Source organism: Bacillota bacterium (assembly GCA_013178045.1).
Lineage (GTDB): Bacteria > Bacillota > Ch66 > Ch66 > Ch66 > Ch66.
Window position 1 is genome coordinate 46,838 of record JABLXP010000002.1, and the last position, 17,425, is coordinate 64,262.

The 17,425-nt window shown below is 47.7% G+C and carries 17 protein-coding genes and 1 pseudogene; all 18 read left to right on the forward strand.

The annotated features are described in order from the left end of the window. The first annotated feature begins 104 nt into the window (after nt 1-104). The 18 genes and pseudogenes from HPY81_01970 to recN all read left to right on the forward strand — a co-directional run bounded on the left by HPY81_01970 (nt 105) and on the right by recN (nt 17,157). On the forward strand, nt 105-1,556 hold the full coding sequence (locus tag HPY81_01970) for a 4-hydroxybutyryl-CoA dehydratase (protein ID NPV26227.1): 1,452 nt from the start codon (nt 105-107) through the stop codon (nt 1,554-1,556). Between the two features lie 30 nt (nt 1,557-1,586). Then, complete coding sequence (locus HPY81_01975) at nt 1,587-1,874, forward strand: NifU family protein (GenBank protein NPV26228.1); 288 nt, start codon at nt 1,587-1,589, stop codon at nt 1,872-1,874. Beyond that, complete coding sequence (locus HPY81_01980; GenBank protein NPV26229.1) at nt 1,871-2,239, forward strand: hypothetical protein; 369 nt, start codon at nt 1,871-1,873, stop codon at nt 2,237-2,239. Before HPY81_01975 ends, HPY81_01980 begins: the two co-directional genes overlap by 4 nt. Next, nucleotides 2,193-3,479, forward strand: a complete 1,287-nt coding sequence (locus HPY81_01985) for an acetyl-CoA hydrolase/transferase family protein (protein ID NPV26230.1) — start codon at nt 2,193-2,195, stop codon at nt 3,477-3,479. Before HPY81_01980 ends, HPY81_01985 begins: the two co-directional genes overlap by 47 nt. 154 nt (nt 3,480-3,633) lie before the next feature. Beyond that, entirely contained in the window at nt 3,634-5,019 is a 1,386-nt protein-coding gene (locus HPY81_01990) for a hypothetical protein (protein ID NPV26231.1), read from the forward strand. A gap of 650 nt (nt 5,020-5,669) precedes the next feature. Next, nucleotides 5,670-6,149, forward strand: coding sequence for a Na+/H+ antiporter subunit E (locus tag HPY81_01995; protein NPV26232.1), 480 nt, complete (start codon nt 5,670-5,672; stop codon nt 6,147-6,149). After that, nucleotides 6,142-6,417, forward strand: a complete 276-nt coding sequence (locus tag HPY81_02000) for a cation:proton antiporter (GenBank protein NPV26233.1) — start codon at nt 6,142-6,144, stop codon at nt 6,415-6,417. The genes HPY81_01995 and HPY81_02000 overlap by 8 nt, the downstream gene beginning before the upstream one ends. Further along, nucleotides 6,418-6,720: a monovalent cation/H(+) antiporter subunit G gene (locus HPY81_02005; GenBank protein ID NPV26234.1), complete on the forward strand. Its 303-nt coding sequence runs from the start codon at nt 6,418-6,420 to the stop codon at nt 6,718-6,720. Between the two features lie 40 nt (nt 6,721-6,760). Continuing rightward, a pseudogene (locus HPY81_02010) lies at nt 6,761-7,744 on the forward strand (DUF4040 domain-containing protein). Next, a complete protein-coding gene (locus tag HPY81_02015) occupies nt 7,741-8,109 on the forward strand; it encodes a cation:proton antiporter subunit C (GenBank protein NPV26235.1) in 369 nt (122 codons plus the stop codon). Before HPY81_02010 ends, HPY81_02015 begins: the two are co-directional and overlap by 4 nt. A gap of 146 nt (nt 8,110-8,255) precedes the next feature. Next, nucleotides 8,256-9,620, forward strand: a complete 1,365-nt coding sequence (locus tag HPY81_02020; GenBank protein NPV26236.1) for a monovalent cation/H+ antiporter subunit D family protein — start codon at nt 8,256-8,258, stop codon at nt 9,618-9,620. A gap of 13 nt (nt 9,621-9,633) precedes the next feature. Beyond that, on the forward strand, nt 9,634-11,229 hold the full coding sequence (locus HPY81_02025) for a monovalent cation/H+ antiporter subunit D family protein (protein NPV26237.1): 1,596 nt from the start codon (nt 9,634-9,636) through the stop codon (nt 11,227-11,229). A 60-nt stretch (nt 11,230-11,289) separates the two neighbouring features. After that, the gene (locus HPY81_02030) at nt 11,290-11,535 is read left to right on the forward strand and encodes a hypothetical protein (GenBank protein ID NPV26238.1); all 246 of its coding nucleotides are present in this window, start codon (nt 11,290-11,292) and stop codon (nt 11,533-11,535) included. Next, entirely contained in the window at nt 11,528-13,303 is a 1,776-nt protein-coding gene (locus HPY81_02035; protein NPV26239.1) for a Na(+)/H(+) antiporter subunit D, read from the forward strand. The genes HPY81_02030 and HPY81_02035 overlap by 8 nt, the downstream gene beginning before the upstream one ends. A 261-nt stretch (nt 13,304-13,564) precedes the next feature. Beyond that, complete coding sequence (locus HPY81_02040) at nt 13,565-14,395, forward strand: NAD(+)/NADH kinase (protein ID NPV26240.1); 831 nt, start codon at nt 13,565-13,567, stop codon at nt 14,393-14,395. 4 nt (nt 14,396-14,399) lie between these two features. Continuing rightward, nucleotides 14,400-14,975 carry a methyltransferase domain-containing protein gene (locus HPY81_02045; protein NPV26241.1) on the forward strand — a complete coding sequence of 192 codons (576 nt, stop codon included), beginning with the start codon at nt 14,400-14,402 and terminating at the stop codon, nt 14,973-14,975. Nucleotides 14,976-14,979: 4 nt separating this feature from the next. Then, nucleotides 14,980-15,432, forward strand: coding sequence for an arginine repressor (gene argR, locus HPY81_02050; GenBank protein ID NPV26242.1), 453 nt, complete (start codon nt 14,980-14,982; stop codon nt 15,430-15,432). A gap of 21 nt (nt 15,433-15,453) precedes the next feature. Next, nucleotides 15,454-17,157: a DNA repair protein RecN gene (gene recN / locus HPY81_02055; protein NPV26243.1), complete on the forward strand. Its 1,704-nt coding sequence runs from the start codon at nt 15,454-15,456 to the stop codon at nt 17,155-17,157. The last annotated feature ends 268 nt before the right edge of the window (nt 17,158-17,425 follow it).

The window sequence follows — 17,425 nt, forward strand, 5'->3', positions numbered from 1 at the left end:
CTAATTCTTAGGGAGCGCTCGAACATTGATCCCTTTGCATGGAACTACTGTAACCCTGGCAATGATCTGGTACCAGAAAGTAAAAAATTGAGGAGGGATTTTCCATGGCTTTAAAAACCCCGGAACAGTATCTGAATAGTCTGCGGCAGCTAAAACGGAAAATTTATGTCATGGGAGAATTGGTTGAGAACCCGGTTGACCATCCGATTATTCGTCCGTCAATTAATTCTGTGGCGATGACCTATGAACTGGCCTTCGACCCCGAGTATGAGGACCTGATGACCTGCACTTCCAGTTTGACTGGTGAGAAGATTAATCGGTTTAATCATCTGCACCAGAGCACTGATGATCTGATCAAAAAAGTTAAGATGCAGCGGTTGCTGGGACAGAAAACTGGGGCGTGCTTCCAGCGCTGTGTGGGGATGGATGCGTTTAACGCGGTATACAGCACCACTTACGAGATGGACCAGAAGCTGGGGACGAAGTACCATGAACATTTCAGAGAGTTTTTACGGTACGTGCAGGAAAACGACCTGGTGGTTGATGGGGCGATGACTGACCCGAAGGGTGACCGGGGGTTGAGCCCCAGCGAACAGGCTGATCCCGATTTGTACTTGCGGGTGGTGGAAAAGCGGGAAGATGGTATCGTGGTTTGTGGTGCCAAGGCCCACCAAACCGGCATGGTTAACTCGCACGAGATTCTGGTGATGCCCACAATTTCCATGACCGAGCAAGATAAAGCATATGCAGTGGCCTTTGCTGTCCCGACAGATGCGGAAGGGATCATTTACATCTATGGACGTCAGTCGTGTGATACCCGCAAGCTCGAGAACGGGAGCATTGACGTGGGTAATGCTAAATTTGGCGGTCAGGAAGTGTTGACGATCTTTGACCACGTTTTTGTTCCCTGGGAACGGGTTTTTATGTGCGGAGAATGGCAATTCTCCGGCATGCTGGTTGAACGATTCGCGGGGTACCACCGGCAGAGTTACGGGGGTTGTAAAGTCGGGGTCGGCGATGTTTTAATCGGGGCGACTGCTGTGGCGGCTGACTATAATGGAGCGGCGAAAGCTTCCCACATCAAGGATAAATTGATTGAAATGATCCACTTGAACGAAACCCTGTATGCCTGTGGTATTGCTTGCTCAGCTGAAGGTAGAAAAACAGCATCGGGAAACTACCTGATTGACCTACTGTTAGCCAATGTCTGCAAACAGAACGTGACCCGGTTCCCGTTTGAGATCGCCCGCCTGGCGCAGGATATCGCCGGTGGAATTATTGGTACCATGCCATCTGAACGCGATCTCCATCACCCTGAGATTGGCAAGTATGTAGACAAATACCTGCGCGGTGTGGCCAATGTACCTACGGAAAATAGAATGCGGATCATGCGGCTGATTGAAAATTTAACCATGGGCAGTGCTGCTGTGGGTTATTTGACAGAATCAATGCACGGCGCTGGCTCGCCGCAAGCTCAGCGAATTATGATTGCCCGTCAGGGTAACCTCGAGCACAAGAAAAAGCTGGCGAAAGAGCTGGCTGGGGTTCAAGAATAACTGATGTGGAGGGGGAGTACGGTGCGTTGTCTGGTCGATGAAGTGATTACCAGTCAGATTCGGCCCTGGTTGCAGGCTGATGGTGGCGATATCGAGCTGATTGAGGTAGCCACCGATGGTACGGTTAAAGTCAGACTGATGGGAAGATGCAGCAACTGCCCGGCCTCCCAGTTTACGCTGGAAAATCTGGTTGAAACAGTCCTGATGGAAAAGGTGCCGGGGGTAACCCGGGTAGTGACGGTGGTGCAGACTGTCAGTGATGATTTGATTCAAGATGCCCTGAAGATTCTACGCAAGGGGCAGGTCTGGGAAGCATGAAGCAGATCGGTGTCAAATACTGTGGTGGCTGCAATCCTCAGATTAACCGGGCCAAAATAGTGCAAGAAGTGGGGCAACGGTTGCCCGAAAATTACCGCTTGGTCAACGGCCCGCCGCAGCGGGAATGGGAGGCCGCCATCTTAGTGTGTGGCTGTCCGGTGGCCTGCGCTGACCGCCTGGAGACCAGGAAGTTGGCGCGGCGCTGGATCCTGGTAAGCGGACCCATGGTTGATTTGTTCCCTGTACCTGTAGACCAGGTGGCCAGCGTGATCGCGAGCAAAATATTACAAATGACATACCAGAAAGAGGAGGCTTCGCATGAATTGGCAGGAATATTATCAACAACGTCTCGTGACAGCAGCTGAAGCGGTCAAAGTAGTGCAGTCAGGTGACCGGATCGTGTTGGGCCATGCCTGTGGTGAGCCACAGTTGCTGCCAACGGCCCTGGTAGAACGGGCAATAGAGCTCCAGGATGTGGAAATTGTGCATATGGTGGCGATGGGGCAAGCTCTTTACTGTGCTCCTGGTATGGAAAGACACTTTCGTCATAACTCCCTCTTTGTGGGTGGATCGACCCGGGCAGCCATAAACGAAGGGCGAGGTGATTATACTCCTTGCTTCTTTTCTGAGGTGCCTCGGCTGTTCAGAGAAAAGGTTCTCCCAGTTGACGTGGCGATGATCCAGGTTTCGCCGCCAGACAAATTTGGTTTCTGCAGCCTGGGGGTATCAGTTGACTACACTAAACCACTGGTGGACTGCGCGGCGACGGTGCTGGCGGAAGTAAACCCGAATATGCCGCGAACCCTGGGCGATTCCTTTGTCCACGTCACAGAGATTGACTATTTTGTGCCTTCCGAACAACCCTTGATTGAATTGCCCCGCCCAAACATTGGACCGGTTGAAGAAGCGATCGGCCGCCATATCGCCGGCCTGGTTGAAGATGGGTCAACCCTGCAGCTTGGCATCGGCGGGATCCCGGATGCAGTTTTAATGTTTTTGAAAGATAAGCACGACCTGGGGATCCATTCGGAGATGTTTTCGGATGGCGTGGTTGAATTGATCGAGGCCGGGGTCGTCAATTGCCGCAAGAAAACCCTGCACCCGGGCAAGGCAGTGGTGACTTTTCTGATGGGGACCCGCAAACTTTATGATTTTGTTCACCAGAATCCGATGGTGGCCATGTACCCGGTTGATTATGTGAACGACCCTTTTGTCATCAGCCAGAACGACAAAATGGTAGCAATTAATTCCGCGCTGCAGGTTGACCTGATGGGGCAGGTCTGTGCTGACACCATCGGTCCACGGCAGTACAGCGGCGTGGGTGGACAAATAGACTTTGTCCGTGGGGCAGCCCGTTCGAAGGGGGGCAAATCGATCATTGCTCTGCCGTCGACAGCAGCCGGCGGTAAGGTGTCGCGTATTGTCACACAACTGGATGCCGGGGCCGCTGTGACGACGTCCCGGAATGATGTGCATTATGTGGTGACGGAGTACGGAGTAGCGGACTTACGAGGCAAGACCCTGCGCGAAAGGGCGGAAGCATTAATTAGTATTGCCCATCCTGACTTTCGCGAAGAACTGAGGAAAGGGATGCGGCGGGTATAATTATCTCCACGTTGCCTGTAAATATGCTACAAAAAAGGGGGTGACTTGGAACAGGAGTTAAAGAAAGGGCCTACTTTTTCCACCTTTGTTCATTAACCATAAGGTTCGTATTATTAATTTTAAACTGATTTAAACTAAAATGGAGGGTAAATGAATGGACTGGGTTAAAAGAAGACCTAATGGTGTTGAATCTCCCTACTGGCCGGTCGGACCGTTTAAGATGCGGCTACCAGGGATCCACTACCGGTGGGAATGGCCAGATTTTATTCAGGGTCTGGATATGTGCGCGGTGTGTTTATCCATTATTCCCGTGCTCCAGGATTCGCTTGGCATGCCATTTGAGGTTGCCCTGGCGATTGTGGTTTTGAACGGTATTCTGTACTGCTTTCATGCCTGGTTGGGTGACCCGGTCGTACCTGGCTGGGTTACACCGGCGATCCCGTTGCTAATCGCTTACGTGGGCACGTTTCCCGCTGGACCGGCCCGGATGCATGCTCTGATCGCCTTTGAGTTGACCTTGGGGATCTGGTGTCTCTTTCTGGGGATTACCGGCCTGGCGAACAAGGTCATTTCATCGATTCCACGTGCTATCAAGGCAGGGGTTATCCTGGGCGCGGGCGTAGGGGCGATCAACCTCATCTTCCAAAAAGGTGGCCGGTTTGATATGTTCCCGCTGACCATCACGATTTGTATCGGTTTTGCCTTCTACATGATGTATTCGTCAAAGTTCAAGCAATTGGCCGAGCGTAACCCGATCGCGAAAACGTTGTCTAATCTGGGAATCCTACCAGCGATACTATTAGCGGTCATTGTCGCGCCGCTCGTGGGTGAAGGGCCGTGGCCACAGATTCAGTGGGGCTTTTCTCAGCCAGACTTTGGTCGGTTGTGGACAGACTGGGTACCTTGGGGCACGCTGGGGTGGCCAAGCTGGGACATGTACCTTAAATCGCTCCCGATGGTGTTAGCAGCCTACATCGTTATATTTGGTGATGCTGTGCAATGTCAGGCGATTATCCGGGACGCCCAGCAGGAGCGGCCTGATGAACCGGTTGATTACAACCCCAACCGAACCCATCTGATCGTGGGAATCAGAAACAGTGTCATGAGTATTTTTGGTCCGGATATTTCGATGTGTGGGCCAATCTGGGCAGCTATGACGGTCGTGACCTACGAGCGGTGGAAAAAAGGCCGCGAGTCGATGGACAGCATCCTCGGCGGAGTTGGCTCCTTCCGCTTTGGGACTTTGACTGGGTACTTCCTTCTGCCCATTGTCAGTATTGTTAAGCCGATTTTGGCGGTGGCCATGGCCTCGACCATGTTGATCCAGGGCTTTGTCTCGGTCTATGTCGGGGTTAGAGAGGCCCGGAGCCTAAGAGATCTGGGAATTGCTGGTATTGTGGGGGGCGTCTTGCTGGCCAAAGGGGCAGCCTATGGATTTGCCGCTGGAATTGTGCTCTGTCTTCTCTTCTACGGTCGGAATTTCTTCAAGGGTGATGTAGAATCGGCTCCGATCTGGGCAGATCAGCATGCCAGTGTGTAATTGGGTGAGCAAGCATACTATGGACATTTAAAATACCACGGCAGAATGTATATTCACCAATTTTATGTTATGTCAAAGCAGGCAAATTTAACAAGAAAATACAAAGGTATTTTCATTACTGGGTGTGCTTTTCTAAACATGAGTGGTTTGTGAGAAAATGAGGCCTATAAGTGGCCACATTTTCTCACAAAATCAACTTCTAAATACAGTAACTATTTGGTTGTTAAATTAGTTGATAGACAGAAAAAGATACTCTAGTGTATAATTATTCAAAATACCTCCGAGCCAAGATCTTGTATTAATTAAGTGTATGTGTCCACTTATTTTTAAATATTATGGCATTTTTCTAGTTATCTTGACAGATTTTAATGCTGTGTTATAAAATAATTATTGAGCCATTTACTTGGCTTTACTGCATAAAATCTACAATATTATTCTCATATCTCTAAGTATACATTTTTAATTATTTATCGAGAGTTAACGCCAACTGAAAAGATATGCCCAATAGATATGCCATCTCTTTTTAATACTAATCGTAGCCTTGATTATTGCAAATCCTATTCTTAATTAATACTGCAGAGCAAAAATGGCTACATAGTGATAAGGGATGGTTTATACATTATTTAAGATAATAAATTGGGGGATAGGATATGAGCTTCTGGCTGACGGCAATCCTCATGTTTTCCTTTTGGATACTTCTTTCCGGGGAGTTTGATTTGTTGCTGTTATTACTGGGAGTAATCTCGAGTTTATTGGTAGCGTACTGGTCGCATGATTTACTAATAGATAGATTCGATTTCAGAGTTTTTCTGGAAAAAACTTGGCGTTTTTTGAAATATTTGCCCTGGTTGCTCTGGCAGATTGTGTTGGCCAATATTGAACTGGTCTATCTTACGCTGCACCCCAAAATGCCGATTGAACCCGAAATAATAACATTTAATCCAGATTTAAAGACAGACTTTGGGATTATCTCTCTGGCTAACTCGATTACGCTTACCCCTGGCACTGTGACCATTGTGGCTAGTAAGGATGAGTTTATCGTGCACGCTATTACTAAAAGTGCTGCTGAAAGTCTCATATCTGGTGAAATGCAGGCCAGAGTGAAGGAGGTTGAGGGAAAAGATGTTTGAATTGGCCGGTATCGTGATCATCCTGGCAGCTGTACTTGTACTCTACCGGGTTATTGTCGGCCCACTGGTTTTTGACCGTATCCTGGGGGCAAACATGATCGGAACAAAAACGATTATACTGCTTGCTCTGATTGGGTTTATCTATAACCGCCCTCATTTCTTAGATATTGCGCTTGCCTATGCGATGATTAATTTTATTGCCTCGCTGGCTTTTTTAAAGTATATCCAAACAGGAGGACTTGATGAGCAAAAAGAGGGTGGCAAATAGATGGAGATAAAAACAATCGTTACGGGCGTATTGTTGGGCATAGGCTGTTTTCTAATTGTGGTTGCGTCATTGGGGGTAGTCAGGTTTCCTGATTTTTATTCACGGATTCACCCGGCCGGTAAATGCGATACGTTGGGACAGATGTTTATTTTGCTCGGTCTCATGGTCTACAATGGATTTTCGCTGAACAGTATTAAGCTTTTAATCATCATGGTGTTTATGTACGTAGCTAACCCAACGGCGACCCATTTCATTGTCAGAGCTGCTTATCTTGCCGGTGTCAAACCGTGGAAAAGGACTTAGCTGCTGCCCCCTGGAATGGGTCAATAATAAATTATGGGGAATGGATGATTCAGTTATGTTGGATTTAATACTACTGGCTTTTTTGGTGGTTTGTGCTATTGCTACGGTGCAGACCAAAGATTTATTGAGTGCGATTATGCTTTTATCAGTATACAGTTTGTTAATGGCAGTGGTCTGGACACGTTTGAATGCGGTTGACGTGGCTTTTACAGAAGCATCGGTGGGTGCTGGTATCACCACAGTGCTTATGATCGCTGCCATAAGCCGAATTGGCCGGTTAGAAAAAAATCGCCAACGTACTTTTCTGAGTTCCTTGCCATCTATACTGGTAGTTGTGCTGGTGACCTTGGTGTTGATTTATGGAACAGTGGATATGCCAGCATTTGGGGATCCGTTGGCCCCACCCCATGTTCATGTTGCCCCCAGGTATATTGAGCACTCTCTTGACGAAGCAGGTGTGCCAAATTTTGTTTCCGCTATCCTGGCTGCTTATAGAGGCTACGATACCCTTGGTGAAACGACAGTTATATTCACCGCAGGAATCTGTGTAATCATGCTTCTAAGGCGAACGAAGAATAAAAAAGAAAAGGCGTGAGGTGCTATGCAAGACCAGGTTATAGCCAAAACAATTGCGAAAATATTGATCCCATTTATCCAGCTTTTCGCTCTTTATGTTATCGCTCATGGTGAAAGTTCGCCAGGCGGTGGGTTTCAGGGCGGGGTCATTCTGGGTTCCAGTTTGATTCTTTATATGCTTGTCTTCGGACTTGAGGCCGGCAGGAGAAGAATTGCGGAAAAAACCAGTGACCTGTTAAGCTCGATGGGGGTTTTGATCTATGCTGGGATTGGCTTATTGTGTTTGCTGGTGGGAGGAAATTATCTCGAATATGATGTGCTTCCACTTGGCACGCCACAAACCGCTAGTCACTTAGGCATTCTGGGAATCGAGATCGGAGTCGGGATCGCTGTCGCGTCTGTGATGACTACATTATTTATTGAAATAGCAAGGCGAGATGAAAAATGATGGAGTTTATTTTTGCGAAATATCACTACTGGATATCAATATTGTTGATGATGATCGGATTCTATGCTGTCGTGGCTAAATCGAATCTGGTCAAGAAGATAATCGGTTTGAACATCTTTCAAACGTCGGTATTTCTTTTTTATGTTTCCATGGCTAAAGTGGAAGGGGGGACAGCACCGATATTATGGGCGGGGGCCCAAATCTATGATAACCCGTTGCCGCATACCTTGATGCTTACCGGCATTGTCGTGTCTGTGAGTACAACCGCGGTCGCCCTGGCGATCATTATCATGATCAAAAGAGCGTTTGGAACAGTTGAAGAAGATGAAATACTTGAGATACAGGAGATGAATAAATATAAATGATTATTACGGATCTCCCAATACTGGTTATTGTTATCCCCCTATTATCCGCTCTGATTGTTCCAATCGCAGGTAGATTCAATTATATCTTGAGTTGGTACCTGACGGCAATCACCAGCCTAGTTTGTTGCGTGCTTTCCTGGCTTCTTATGCAGGCTGTTCTAGAAAGCGGGAAAATTAGCTATCGATTGGGAGGCTGGGAGCCACCTTGGGGGATTGAATATGTTGTTGATTACTTAAATGGATTTGTCCTATGTATAGTTGCCTTTATCGCTTTTATCGTCACCATTTATGCCAAGAAAAGCGTGGCAGTGGAGATCGAAGAGGGCAAGGAGCCCCTTTTTTATGCCATCTACTTGCTGTTTATTACCGGGCTGATGGGGATTGTGATTACTGGCGATATCTTTAACTTATATGTTTTTCTGGAGATTGCTTCATTAGCTGGTTACGCCCTGATCGCTATCGGTAAAAGAAGAGAGGCTTTGTTGGCCAGTTTTAACTACCTGGTTATGGGGACAATCGGGGCAACTTTTATTCTGCTGGGAATTGGTCACCTGTATATGGTGACCGGAACACTGAATATGGCTGATTTAGGAGCAAGATTGCCGGCACTGTACCAGTCCAAAGTTGTCCATACAGCCTTTGCCTTTTTCATTACTGGCTTAAGTATCAAGATCGCTCTCTTTCCGCTGCATAACTGGTTGCCTAACTCATATACCTATGCTCCTTCTACCGTAAGTGCTATCATGGCTGCTACCACAACCAAAGTTGGTGCGTATGTCCTGATTCGGATAATGTTTACCGTTTTTAAACCAGATTTTATTTTCTCAGGAGTTAAGCTTCATCAGTTGTTATTATTTCTCTCTATTCTGGCCATCCTGGCCGGCTCGATACTGGCGATCGCCCAGAAAGATATCAAGAAGATGTTGGCCTACTCCAGTATTGGACAGATCGGTTATATTGTACTCGGGATAGCACTATTGAATCTGACCGGAGTACAGGGGTCGCTCTTGCATATTTTAAATCATGCCTTAATGAAAGGATGCCTCTTTTTGGCGGTTGGTGCGGTTGTTTACAAAATGGGAATCACCAACATCGCAGATTTCAGAGGGCTGGGGCCGAAAATGCCTGTCTCGATGGTCGCATTTACCATTGCTGCGCTGTCAATGATCGGTGTACCGTTAACAGTCGGTTTCGTCAGTAAGTGGTATTTGGCCATCGCTTCGCTGGAAGCGGGAATGTGGTTTGTGATTCCCGTAATTCTGCTCAGTTCATTGTTGATGATCGTTTACTTTTGGCGATTAATCGACATTATTTGGTTTCAACCCCGGGAAGAAGAGAACAAGGCAAGCGATATACATATTTGTGCTGAGAGTTCCCCAGTACTAAACGATGCCCCTCCATTAATGTTGGGGCCGGTAGTTATCCTGGCTTCACTGTGCATTATTTTCGGTACCTTCCCTTCACTGCCGTTGTCTATCGCGGAACAGGCTTCCTCTATTTTACTTAGGTAATGGAGTGATCACTATGGAAGTCTTGACATCAGCAAGACCAATCTACGCTGTACTCGTCTCTCTAGGGGCAGTTGCGCTTATCGGAGTTTCCAGCAAGAGACCTAATTTAAGAGAGTTTTGGACCCTTATTGCCGCTGTATTAAAATTTTCTATAGTTGTCTCGATGCTGCCCATAATCCTGCAGGGGAAGATAATTGAATATTTTCTGTTAACTGTTGTTCCAGGGCTGGAGGTTAAGTTCAGAGTTGATGCCTTGAGTATGATTTTTGCTCTAATTGCCACCGGTCTTTGGATAGTCGCCTCTGTTTATTCTATTGGGTATATGCGTTCTTTAAATGAACATGCCCAAACTCGATTCTACATGTTTTTTGCGGTTGCTTTATTGGCGGCCACGGGAATCGCTTTTTCGGGTAACCTTTTTACCATGTTTATCTTTTACGAAATTCTTACGCTCAGCACTTACCCGCTGGTTGCCCATCAGCAAACGAGGGAGGCTACCGAGGGGGCTCAAAAATATCTGGCCTATCTCCTTGGGACATCGATCTTGTTTTTACTACCAGCAATATTCTTGACTTACTATTATGCGGGCTCACTTGAATTTTCTAACCACGGCATTCTGGTCAACCATGTTCCAAACGTAATGGTTGGTATTATCCTGGTCCTGTTCATCGCCGGCCTGGCTAAAACAGCGCTGATGCCCCTGCACTCATGGCTGCCAGCAGCGATGGTTGCCCCTACCCCGGTCAGCGCCCTGCTGCATGCTGTTGCTGTAGTCAAAGCCGGGGCCTTTGCGGTGATTAGAGTGGTGCTCTACGTATTTGGGGTGGATTTGCTCAAAAACCTAGGGCTGGGAGTTATATTGGCATATTTCGCTTCCTTTACGATTATCGTGGCTTCAATTGTGGCTTTGAGGCAGGACCGCCTTAAGTTAAGGCTGGCCTACTCGACGATCAGTCAACTGGCTTATGTTGTCCTGGGAGTGGCTTTGCTGACGCCAAGTTCTATTGTCGGAAGCATTTTGCACATCGTTGTGCATGCATTTGGCAAGATTACCCTCTTTTTAGCGGCTGGGGCCATCTATGTGGCGACCAAGAAGGTATATGTCAGCGAACTTGATGGCATCGGTCGGAAGATGCCCTTGACGATGGGTGCGTTCGCCGTTGCTGCGATTTCGATGATCGGGATACCACCGCTGGGTGGTTTTATCAGTAAATGGTATCTTTCCTTGGGCGCACTAGAAGCTCAACAGTTGCTAGTGATAGTTGTTTTGCTAATCAGCTCTCTGCTTAACGCGGGTTATTTTTTGCCGATCATTTACGCAGCTTTCTTTAAGGAAGCGCTGCCGACCGAAAATCAGCAACAAGATCAGCTATCGACGGTGAGGGAACTGCCGAAACCGATATTGACAGCGGCCCACCTTGGTATTGTGGCCACTCAGCCGGATTCTTTCAGGCAAGCCTCAGTTTTCAGCAAAATAAGGGCGAACGAAGCGCCGCTTTTGATGGTCATTCCACTGTTGATCACTGCTGGTGCGGTGATAGTCCTCTTTTTCTGGCCGTCATTGTTCCTTACCCTGGCCAGAATGGTAGTGGCTGCAGTAATGGCGTAAGCTTTTTGGCTGTGTGTTGTTCATTGATATTGGCTGGAAAACAGGCCTGGAGGTGAAAAGATGCAGACAATTATCGCATTTTTTGAGCGGCCAGAGATTAGTAGAGCTGTTCGCCGGTTGTTTATTGTCAGCTTGGTATTTCTGGTGATGGCAGACTTTTTTATCGATAAACATCCTTTCTTTTATTGGGAGAATATCCCAGGATTCTATGCACTTTATGGGTTTATTGCTTGCAGCCTGATTGTGGCGGTATCAAAACTCCTTGGCAAATACTGGCTACAAAAACAGGAGGATTACTATGAGTAATTATTTTCCACCAGCTATTCTTTTCATCATTGGGGCTCTTTTAATTCCTTTTTTTAGAGGCCGGGTAAGGCAGGCCTTTATTGTACTCCTTCCCAGTCTGGCCTTTGTTAACCTGTTCATGTTACCGGAAGGTATTGGCTGGACATATAGATTTTTAGACTATGAGCTTATTTTAGCACGTGTTGACCGTTTAAGTATGGTTTTTGGCTATATTTTCGTAATTATGGCTTTCGCCGGGGCGATTTACTCACTTCATGTCAAGAATACTTTGGAGCATATAGCGGCTTTTATCTATGTGGGTAGTTCGCTAGGGGTTGTTTTTGCGGGGGATTATTTGTCCTTATATGTCTTTTGGGAAGTAATGGCCTTCAGTTCAGTTTGTCTGATCTGCGCGAGTAAAACCAGGGCTTCTCAAGCGGCTTCATTCAGATATATTCTGGTGCATATTTTTGGCGGCCTTGTCCTGCTGGCCGGCATTATATTCCATGTATCGACGACTGGTTCGATTAAATTTGAATATTTGGGCTTAAGTGGACTGGCTTCGTATTTGATTCTATTCGGTTTTGCTTTGAATGCCGCTATTCCCCCGCTTTCAGCATGGCTGTCTGACGCCTACCCGGAAGGAACTGTTGCTGGGACCGTTTTTTTAAGTGCGTATACGACGAAAACGGCTGTTTATACTTTGGCCAGGGCATTCCCAGGAACAGACATTTTAGTCTGGGCGGGGACCATTATGACCCTGTATGGGATTGTCTATGCTATTCTAGAAAATGACATGAGGCGAGTCTTAGCATACAGCATTATTAACCAGGTTGGGTTTATGGTAGCTGGGATTGGAATCGGGACTGCCATGGCTTTAAATGGCGCTACCGCTCATGCTTTTGCCCACATTTTGTACAAGGCATTGTTAATGATGTCAGCCGGAGCGGTCCTTTTCATGACTGGTCGGAGCAAGACCACGGAGTTGGGCGGGTTATATAAATCCATGCCGATCACTTTGCTGTTTTGTCTGGTCGGGGCGGCCTCAATATCTGCTTTTCCATTGACGGGCGGATTTGTTTCCAAGTCAATGGTTATTGTCGCGGCTGGTGAAGAAAAAAAGACGGCGATCTGGCTGCTCTTAAATCTGGCCTCAGCGGGAGTCTTTTTACATGCGGGGATTAAATTCCCTTACTTTGTATTTTTCGCCAAAGATTCTGGATTAAGACCGAGTGAACCGCCAGTGAACATGTTGATTGGAATGGGCATTCTGGCGTTCCTGTGCATTTTTATTGGTGTATTCCCAGGTGTGCTTTATCACATCCTGCCCTTCCCGGTAGAATACGTTCCGTATACAGCTGCCCATGTCGTCGGTCAGCTCCAACTGTTGATGTTTTCAGCGTTAGCCTTCTTTATACTATTACCATACCTGCAGCGGACAAATACGATCACTCTGGATACAGATTGGATCTATCGAAGAGGAGCACAGCGCCTGCTGTCATTGGCGGGAACTCCTTTGATCCGGCTAAGTGACAACTTGAGCTGGTTCTTTAATGAGGGCATGCCAAAGTTCTTGGTCTGGTTTGGGCAAAACCCACCCGGAGCGCTGAAAATTGCGGCCGATACCATTGTCTTGTCTTTCAGCGGCCAGAAAAAGCGAGCGGAGTTAAAGAAACAGTTAGAAATGGAAAAAGAGCTTTATCCGGCCGACAGACTTTATCCCTGGTCGATCGGAGCGGCTGTATCACTGGTTTTATTGCTCTTTTTTGTCTATTTGTTTTTCTTATAACTTATTAATCAAAAAATAATGAAGAATTAAGAAACAAGCTTTTCTGGCTTGTTTCTTATATTATGGACAAGAGGTTCTTTGAGAAAAAGGAGAAAATAACTATTTGTAGAAATAAAATTAGTAAATATATAGACAAAATAATACTACGATTATAGAAGCGATGATTTTTCCACCATATAATATTCAGATGTTTTTCGGGGAGAAAAAGGGAGAGAATGAATGCAAGGCAAACCACCAAAAGTTGTGGGAATAAAACTCAATTTGAAAAAAATAGCTGCTTTAGGGATTGTGCAAAACGTTGTGGCTTGGTTGATTCGCAATGGAATTAGCGTCCGTCTGCCGGCGGAAGCAGACCGCGACTGCGGCTTAGAGAAATTCAGTTGCCCTGATAACCAGTTTTATCAGGGCCTGGATTGTTTGCTGGTGCTGGGCGGGGACGGGACGCTTCTACAGGCAGCCCGCTCAGTGGTTGGTCGCTCGATCCCGTTGCTGGGAGTGAATCTCGGTCACCTGGGATTTTTGACTGAACTGGAAGTGGCTGACCTTTATGAAGGACTTGACCGACTGGTTAAAGGTGACTATCACCTGGAAGAGCGGATGATGCTCAAGACAGAGGTAATCAGATTTGGCCAGATGATTAATACTACCTATGCCTTAAATGACGTGGTGGTGGCCAAGGGTTCGTTTGCTCGGATTATTGACCTGGAATGCTACATTGATAACAATTATTTTACGACATACCGCGGTGACGGAATCATTATGGCCACACCGACGGGCTCGACCGCATATTCTTTATCCGCCGGTGGGCCCATTGTTTGTCCGACTTTCGAGGTCATTCTACTTACCCCGATCTGTCCCCATACCTTCTACTCCAGACCATTAGTAATATCCCCGCGTCAGACGGTGAAGATCGCCATTGCGCAGCCAGCTCAAGAAGTAATCATGACGATTGATGGTCAGACTAGTATCCGCTTGGAGCAAACGGATCAAATCATCGTTAGCCGGGCGGAGTTGTCTACCACCCTAATTAAATTAAGAGGCCGGCACTTCTTTGAGGTGCTGCGGGGCAAACTAACGCCGGGGGAAACTTGAATCAATGCAGAGGCTGTTTCCTAATGGGGTACAACTGGCCCACCGGTATCTCGCTGAGGTGGTCTGTGCCGGGGATAAGGTGATCGACGCCACTGCTGGTAATGGTCATGACACCTGCTTTTTGGCTAGACTGGTTGGCCCGGCCGGCAAGGTTTACGCTTTTGATATCCAGGCAGGAGCTTTGCAGCGTACGGCCGGACGCCTGGCGGAAGCCGAAGTGATTGACCGGGTGAAACTAATCTGTGCCAGCCATGAACAAATGGAGGATTTTGTCTCGGAACCGGTCAGCGCGGTGATGTTTAATCTGGGTTATTTACCCGGTAGTGATCATAAAATTATCACCCAGCCAGCGTCTACACTGCGGGCGCTAGCGGCGGCCACCCGGTTGCTACAGGTGGGTGGGTTGATCACGGTCGTGGTGTACCCGGGCCACCCGGGTGGATTAGACGAGAGTCGAGCAGTTGATGACTGGGTGGCGGGATTAGCCCAAGCCCAGTGGGACGTGGTCAAATTTTCTTTTCCTAACCGGGTGCATCATTCACCGTACTTAATTGTGGTTCAAAGAAGGGGGGATGGATAGATCGATGAAGACAAGGCGACATTTGAAGATCTTGGAGATCATCGAAAGCCGGGCAATACAAACCCAGGAGGAACTGGCGGAAGAACTGCGAAAAAATGGTTTTGATGTCACCCAGGCCACAGTTTCCCGTGATATTCGGGAGCTCCGGTTGGTCAAGGTTCCCTGGGGGGATGAGGCGTATCGCTACTCTGTCCCGCGTGAACATACCCCAGGAAATGTCCAGGAGCGTATGAAGCGGTTGTTTAAAGACTCGGTGACCCACATCGATAACAGTGAAAACCTGATCATCATCCGCACTCTGCCGGGAACCGCGCATGCGGTGGCCTCCACCATTGATAATGCCAACTGGCCGGAAATAATTGGCACAGTCGCTGGTGATGATACCATTCTGGTGGTGGTTAAACCCAAAGACTTAACTGAGGCTGTTCAGCAAAAATTTGAGAGTCTGCTGGGTTAGAGGATTAGGAGGAAGAAGAAGATGCTCCTTGAACTGAACATCCAGAACGTGGCGCTGATCGAACAGCTCCGGTTGAATTTTTCGCGTGGTTTGAACGTCTTAACTGGCGAAACTGGGGCGGGCAAATCAATTATTATTGACGCGGTCAGTCTGCTTTTGGGTGGGCGAGCCTCGGTAGATTATATCAGAACCAACGAGGACCGGGCGGTGGTTGAGGGGGTCTTTCAGTGTCAAGGCCATGTAGAGGTCAGCCGGTGTTTGCATGAGCTTGGTATCGAACTGGAAGAGGATGGAACGCTGATCCTGCTGCGTGAGATTACCCGAACGGGACGCAACATCTGCCGGGTCAATGGCCGGACGGTTCCTCTCTCGGTGTATCGCGAGCTAGGACAGAATTTGGTTGAAATACATGGACAGCACGAAAATCAGCGGCTGCTTAATTCTAACCAGCATCTGCCTCTGCTGGACAACTTTGGAGGTGGCGAATTACTGGGCCTGGTTAATGAACTGCAGGGGATTTACCGGGCAATAGGGGCGGTGAGGAAGGAACTTGAGCGGTGGACTGGTAACGAAAAAGAGGTGGCTCGACGGCTTGATCTACTGCAGTATCAGATTGAAGAGATTGATGCCGCCCGGCTTCGGGTAGACGAAGAACTCCAGCTGGAAAATGAGAGAACCCGGCTCATGTATGCGGAAAAGCTGGCCAGCCAGACTGAACGGGCATACCAGTATATTTTTGCTGGAGGCAAGCAGCAGGCAGCTGCGTTTGATTTGATTGGCCGGGCAGTTGCTGAACTCCGCGGTTTAGTGGGGATCGATCCGTCTTTAAACCAAATACTGGAGAATCTGGAGTCAACCCAGTACCTGCTGGAAGACATGGCTCGCGAACTCAGGACTTATCGGGAAAACATCGAGTTCAACCCCCAGCGTCTGGATGCGGTTGAACAGCGGTTGGAACTAATTCGCCAGCTAAAACGCAAATATGGCGACTCCATTCAGGAGATATTACGGTATCGAACAGAAGCAGTGGCTGAGCGGGAGGAGATCCGGCGCAGCGGCGACAAAATCACTGCCCTGAGTGCAGAACTGCAGCGGTTAGAGCAGGAATTTGCTGACCGGGCTACTATCCTGTCGGCTCGGAGAAAAGAGGCGGCACGGCGGTTAGAGGTCTTAATAAAACGGGAACTATCCGACCTGGCTATGGAAAGTACCCAGTTTCAGGTTAGTTTGCGTCTTCGCCAGAACTGGACCAGTTCCGGGTATGATGAGGTAGAGTTCCTGATTTCTCCTAACCCAGGTGAACAACCGCGACCGTTGAGCAAGATCGCCTCTGGTGGCGAACTGTCACGAATCATGCTGGCAATTAAGACTATCCTGGCTGGTGTCGATGGGATCCCTACCTTGATTTTTGATGAGATTGACACTGGCATCGGTGGGCGAGCACTGCAGGGGGTTGCCCTGAAGCTTGAGCAGGTAGCGCGGGATTGCCAGGTGATCTGTGTCACCCACGCTCCCCAGATCGCCAGCTTTGCTGAGACGCATTTTTGCATTACCAAAGAAGTCCAGGGAGAGCGGACCCGCACCCAGGTGAGAGCCCTGACCGCTGATGAGCGAGTGGAGGAGATTGCACGGATGCTGGGTGGGGCTGAAGTGACTCCTTTAACCCGCCAGCATGCCCGGGAGATGCTTCAATTAGCTAGAAGTGCAAACACCCAGGCCAACTAAAGGAATTGTTGCCATGATGAATTCAGATCATGGTTTTTTTGTTTTTTGTGCTCTGATGTAATTTAACATGATTTACCATACCAATAAAAAATAATAATTCAGGGTAATTGTTGAGAGGTTTCAAGGTTTAACCATCGGATACAGTAATTTATCATTATAAATGGTCAATATTCAGGTTAAATTAAGATTACAACCTGCAGGTAACAATACAAATTACAAATTAAAAAATTAAAAATTGAGGAGGGTTTGAAGAACTAAAACCAGGGAG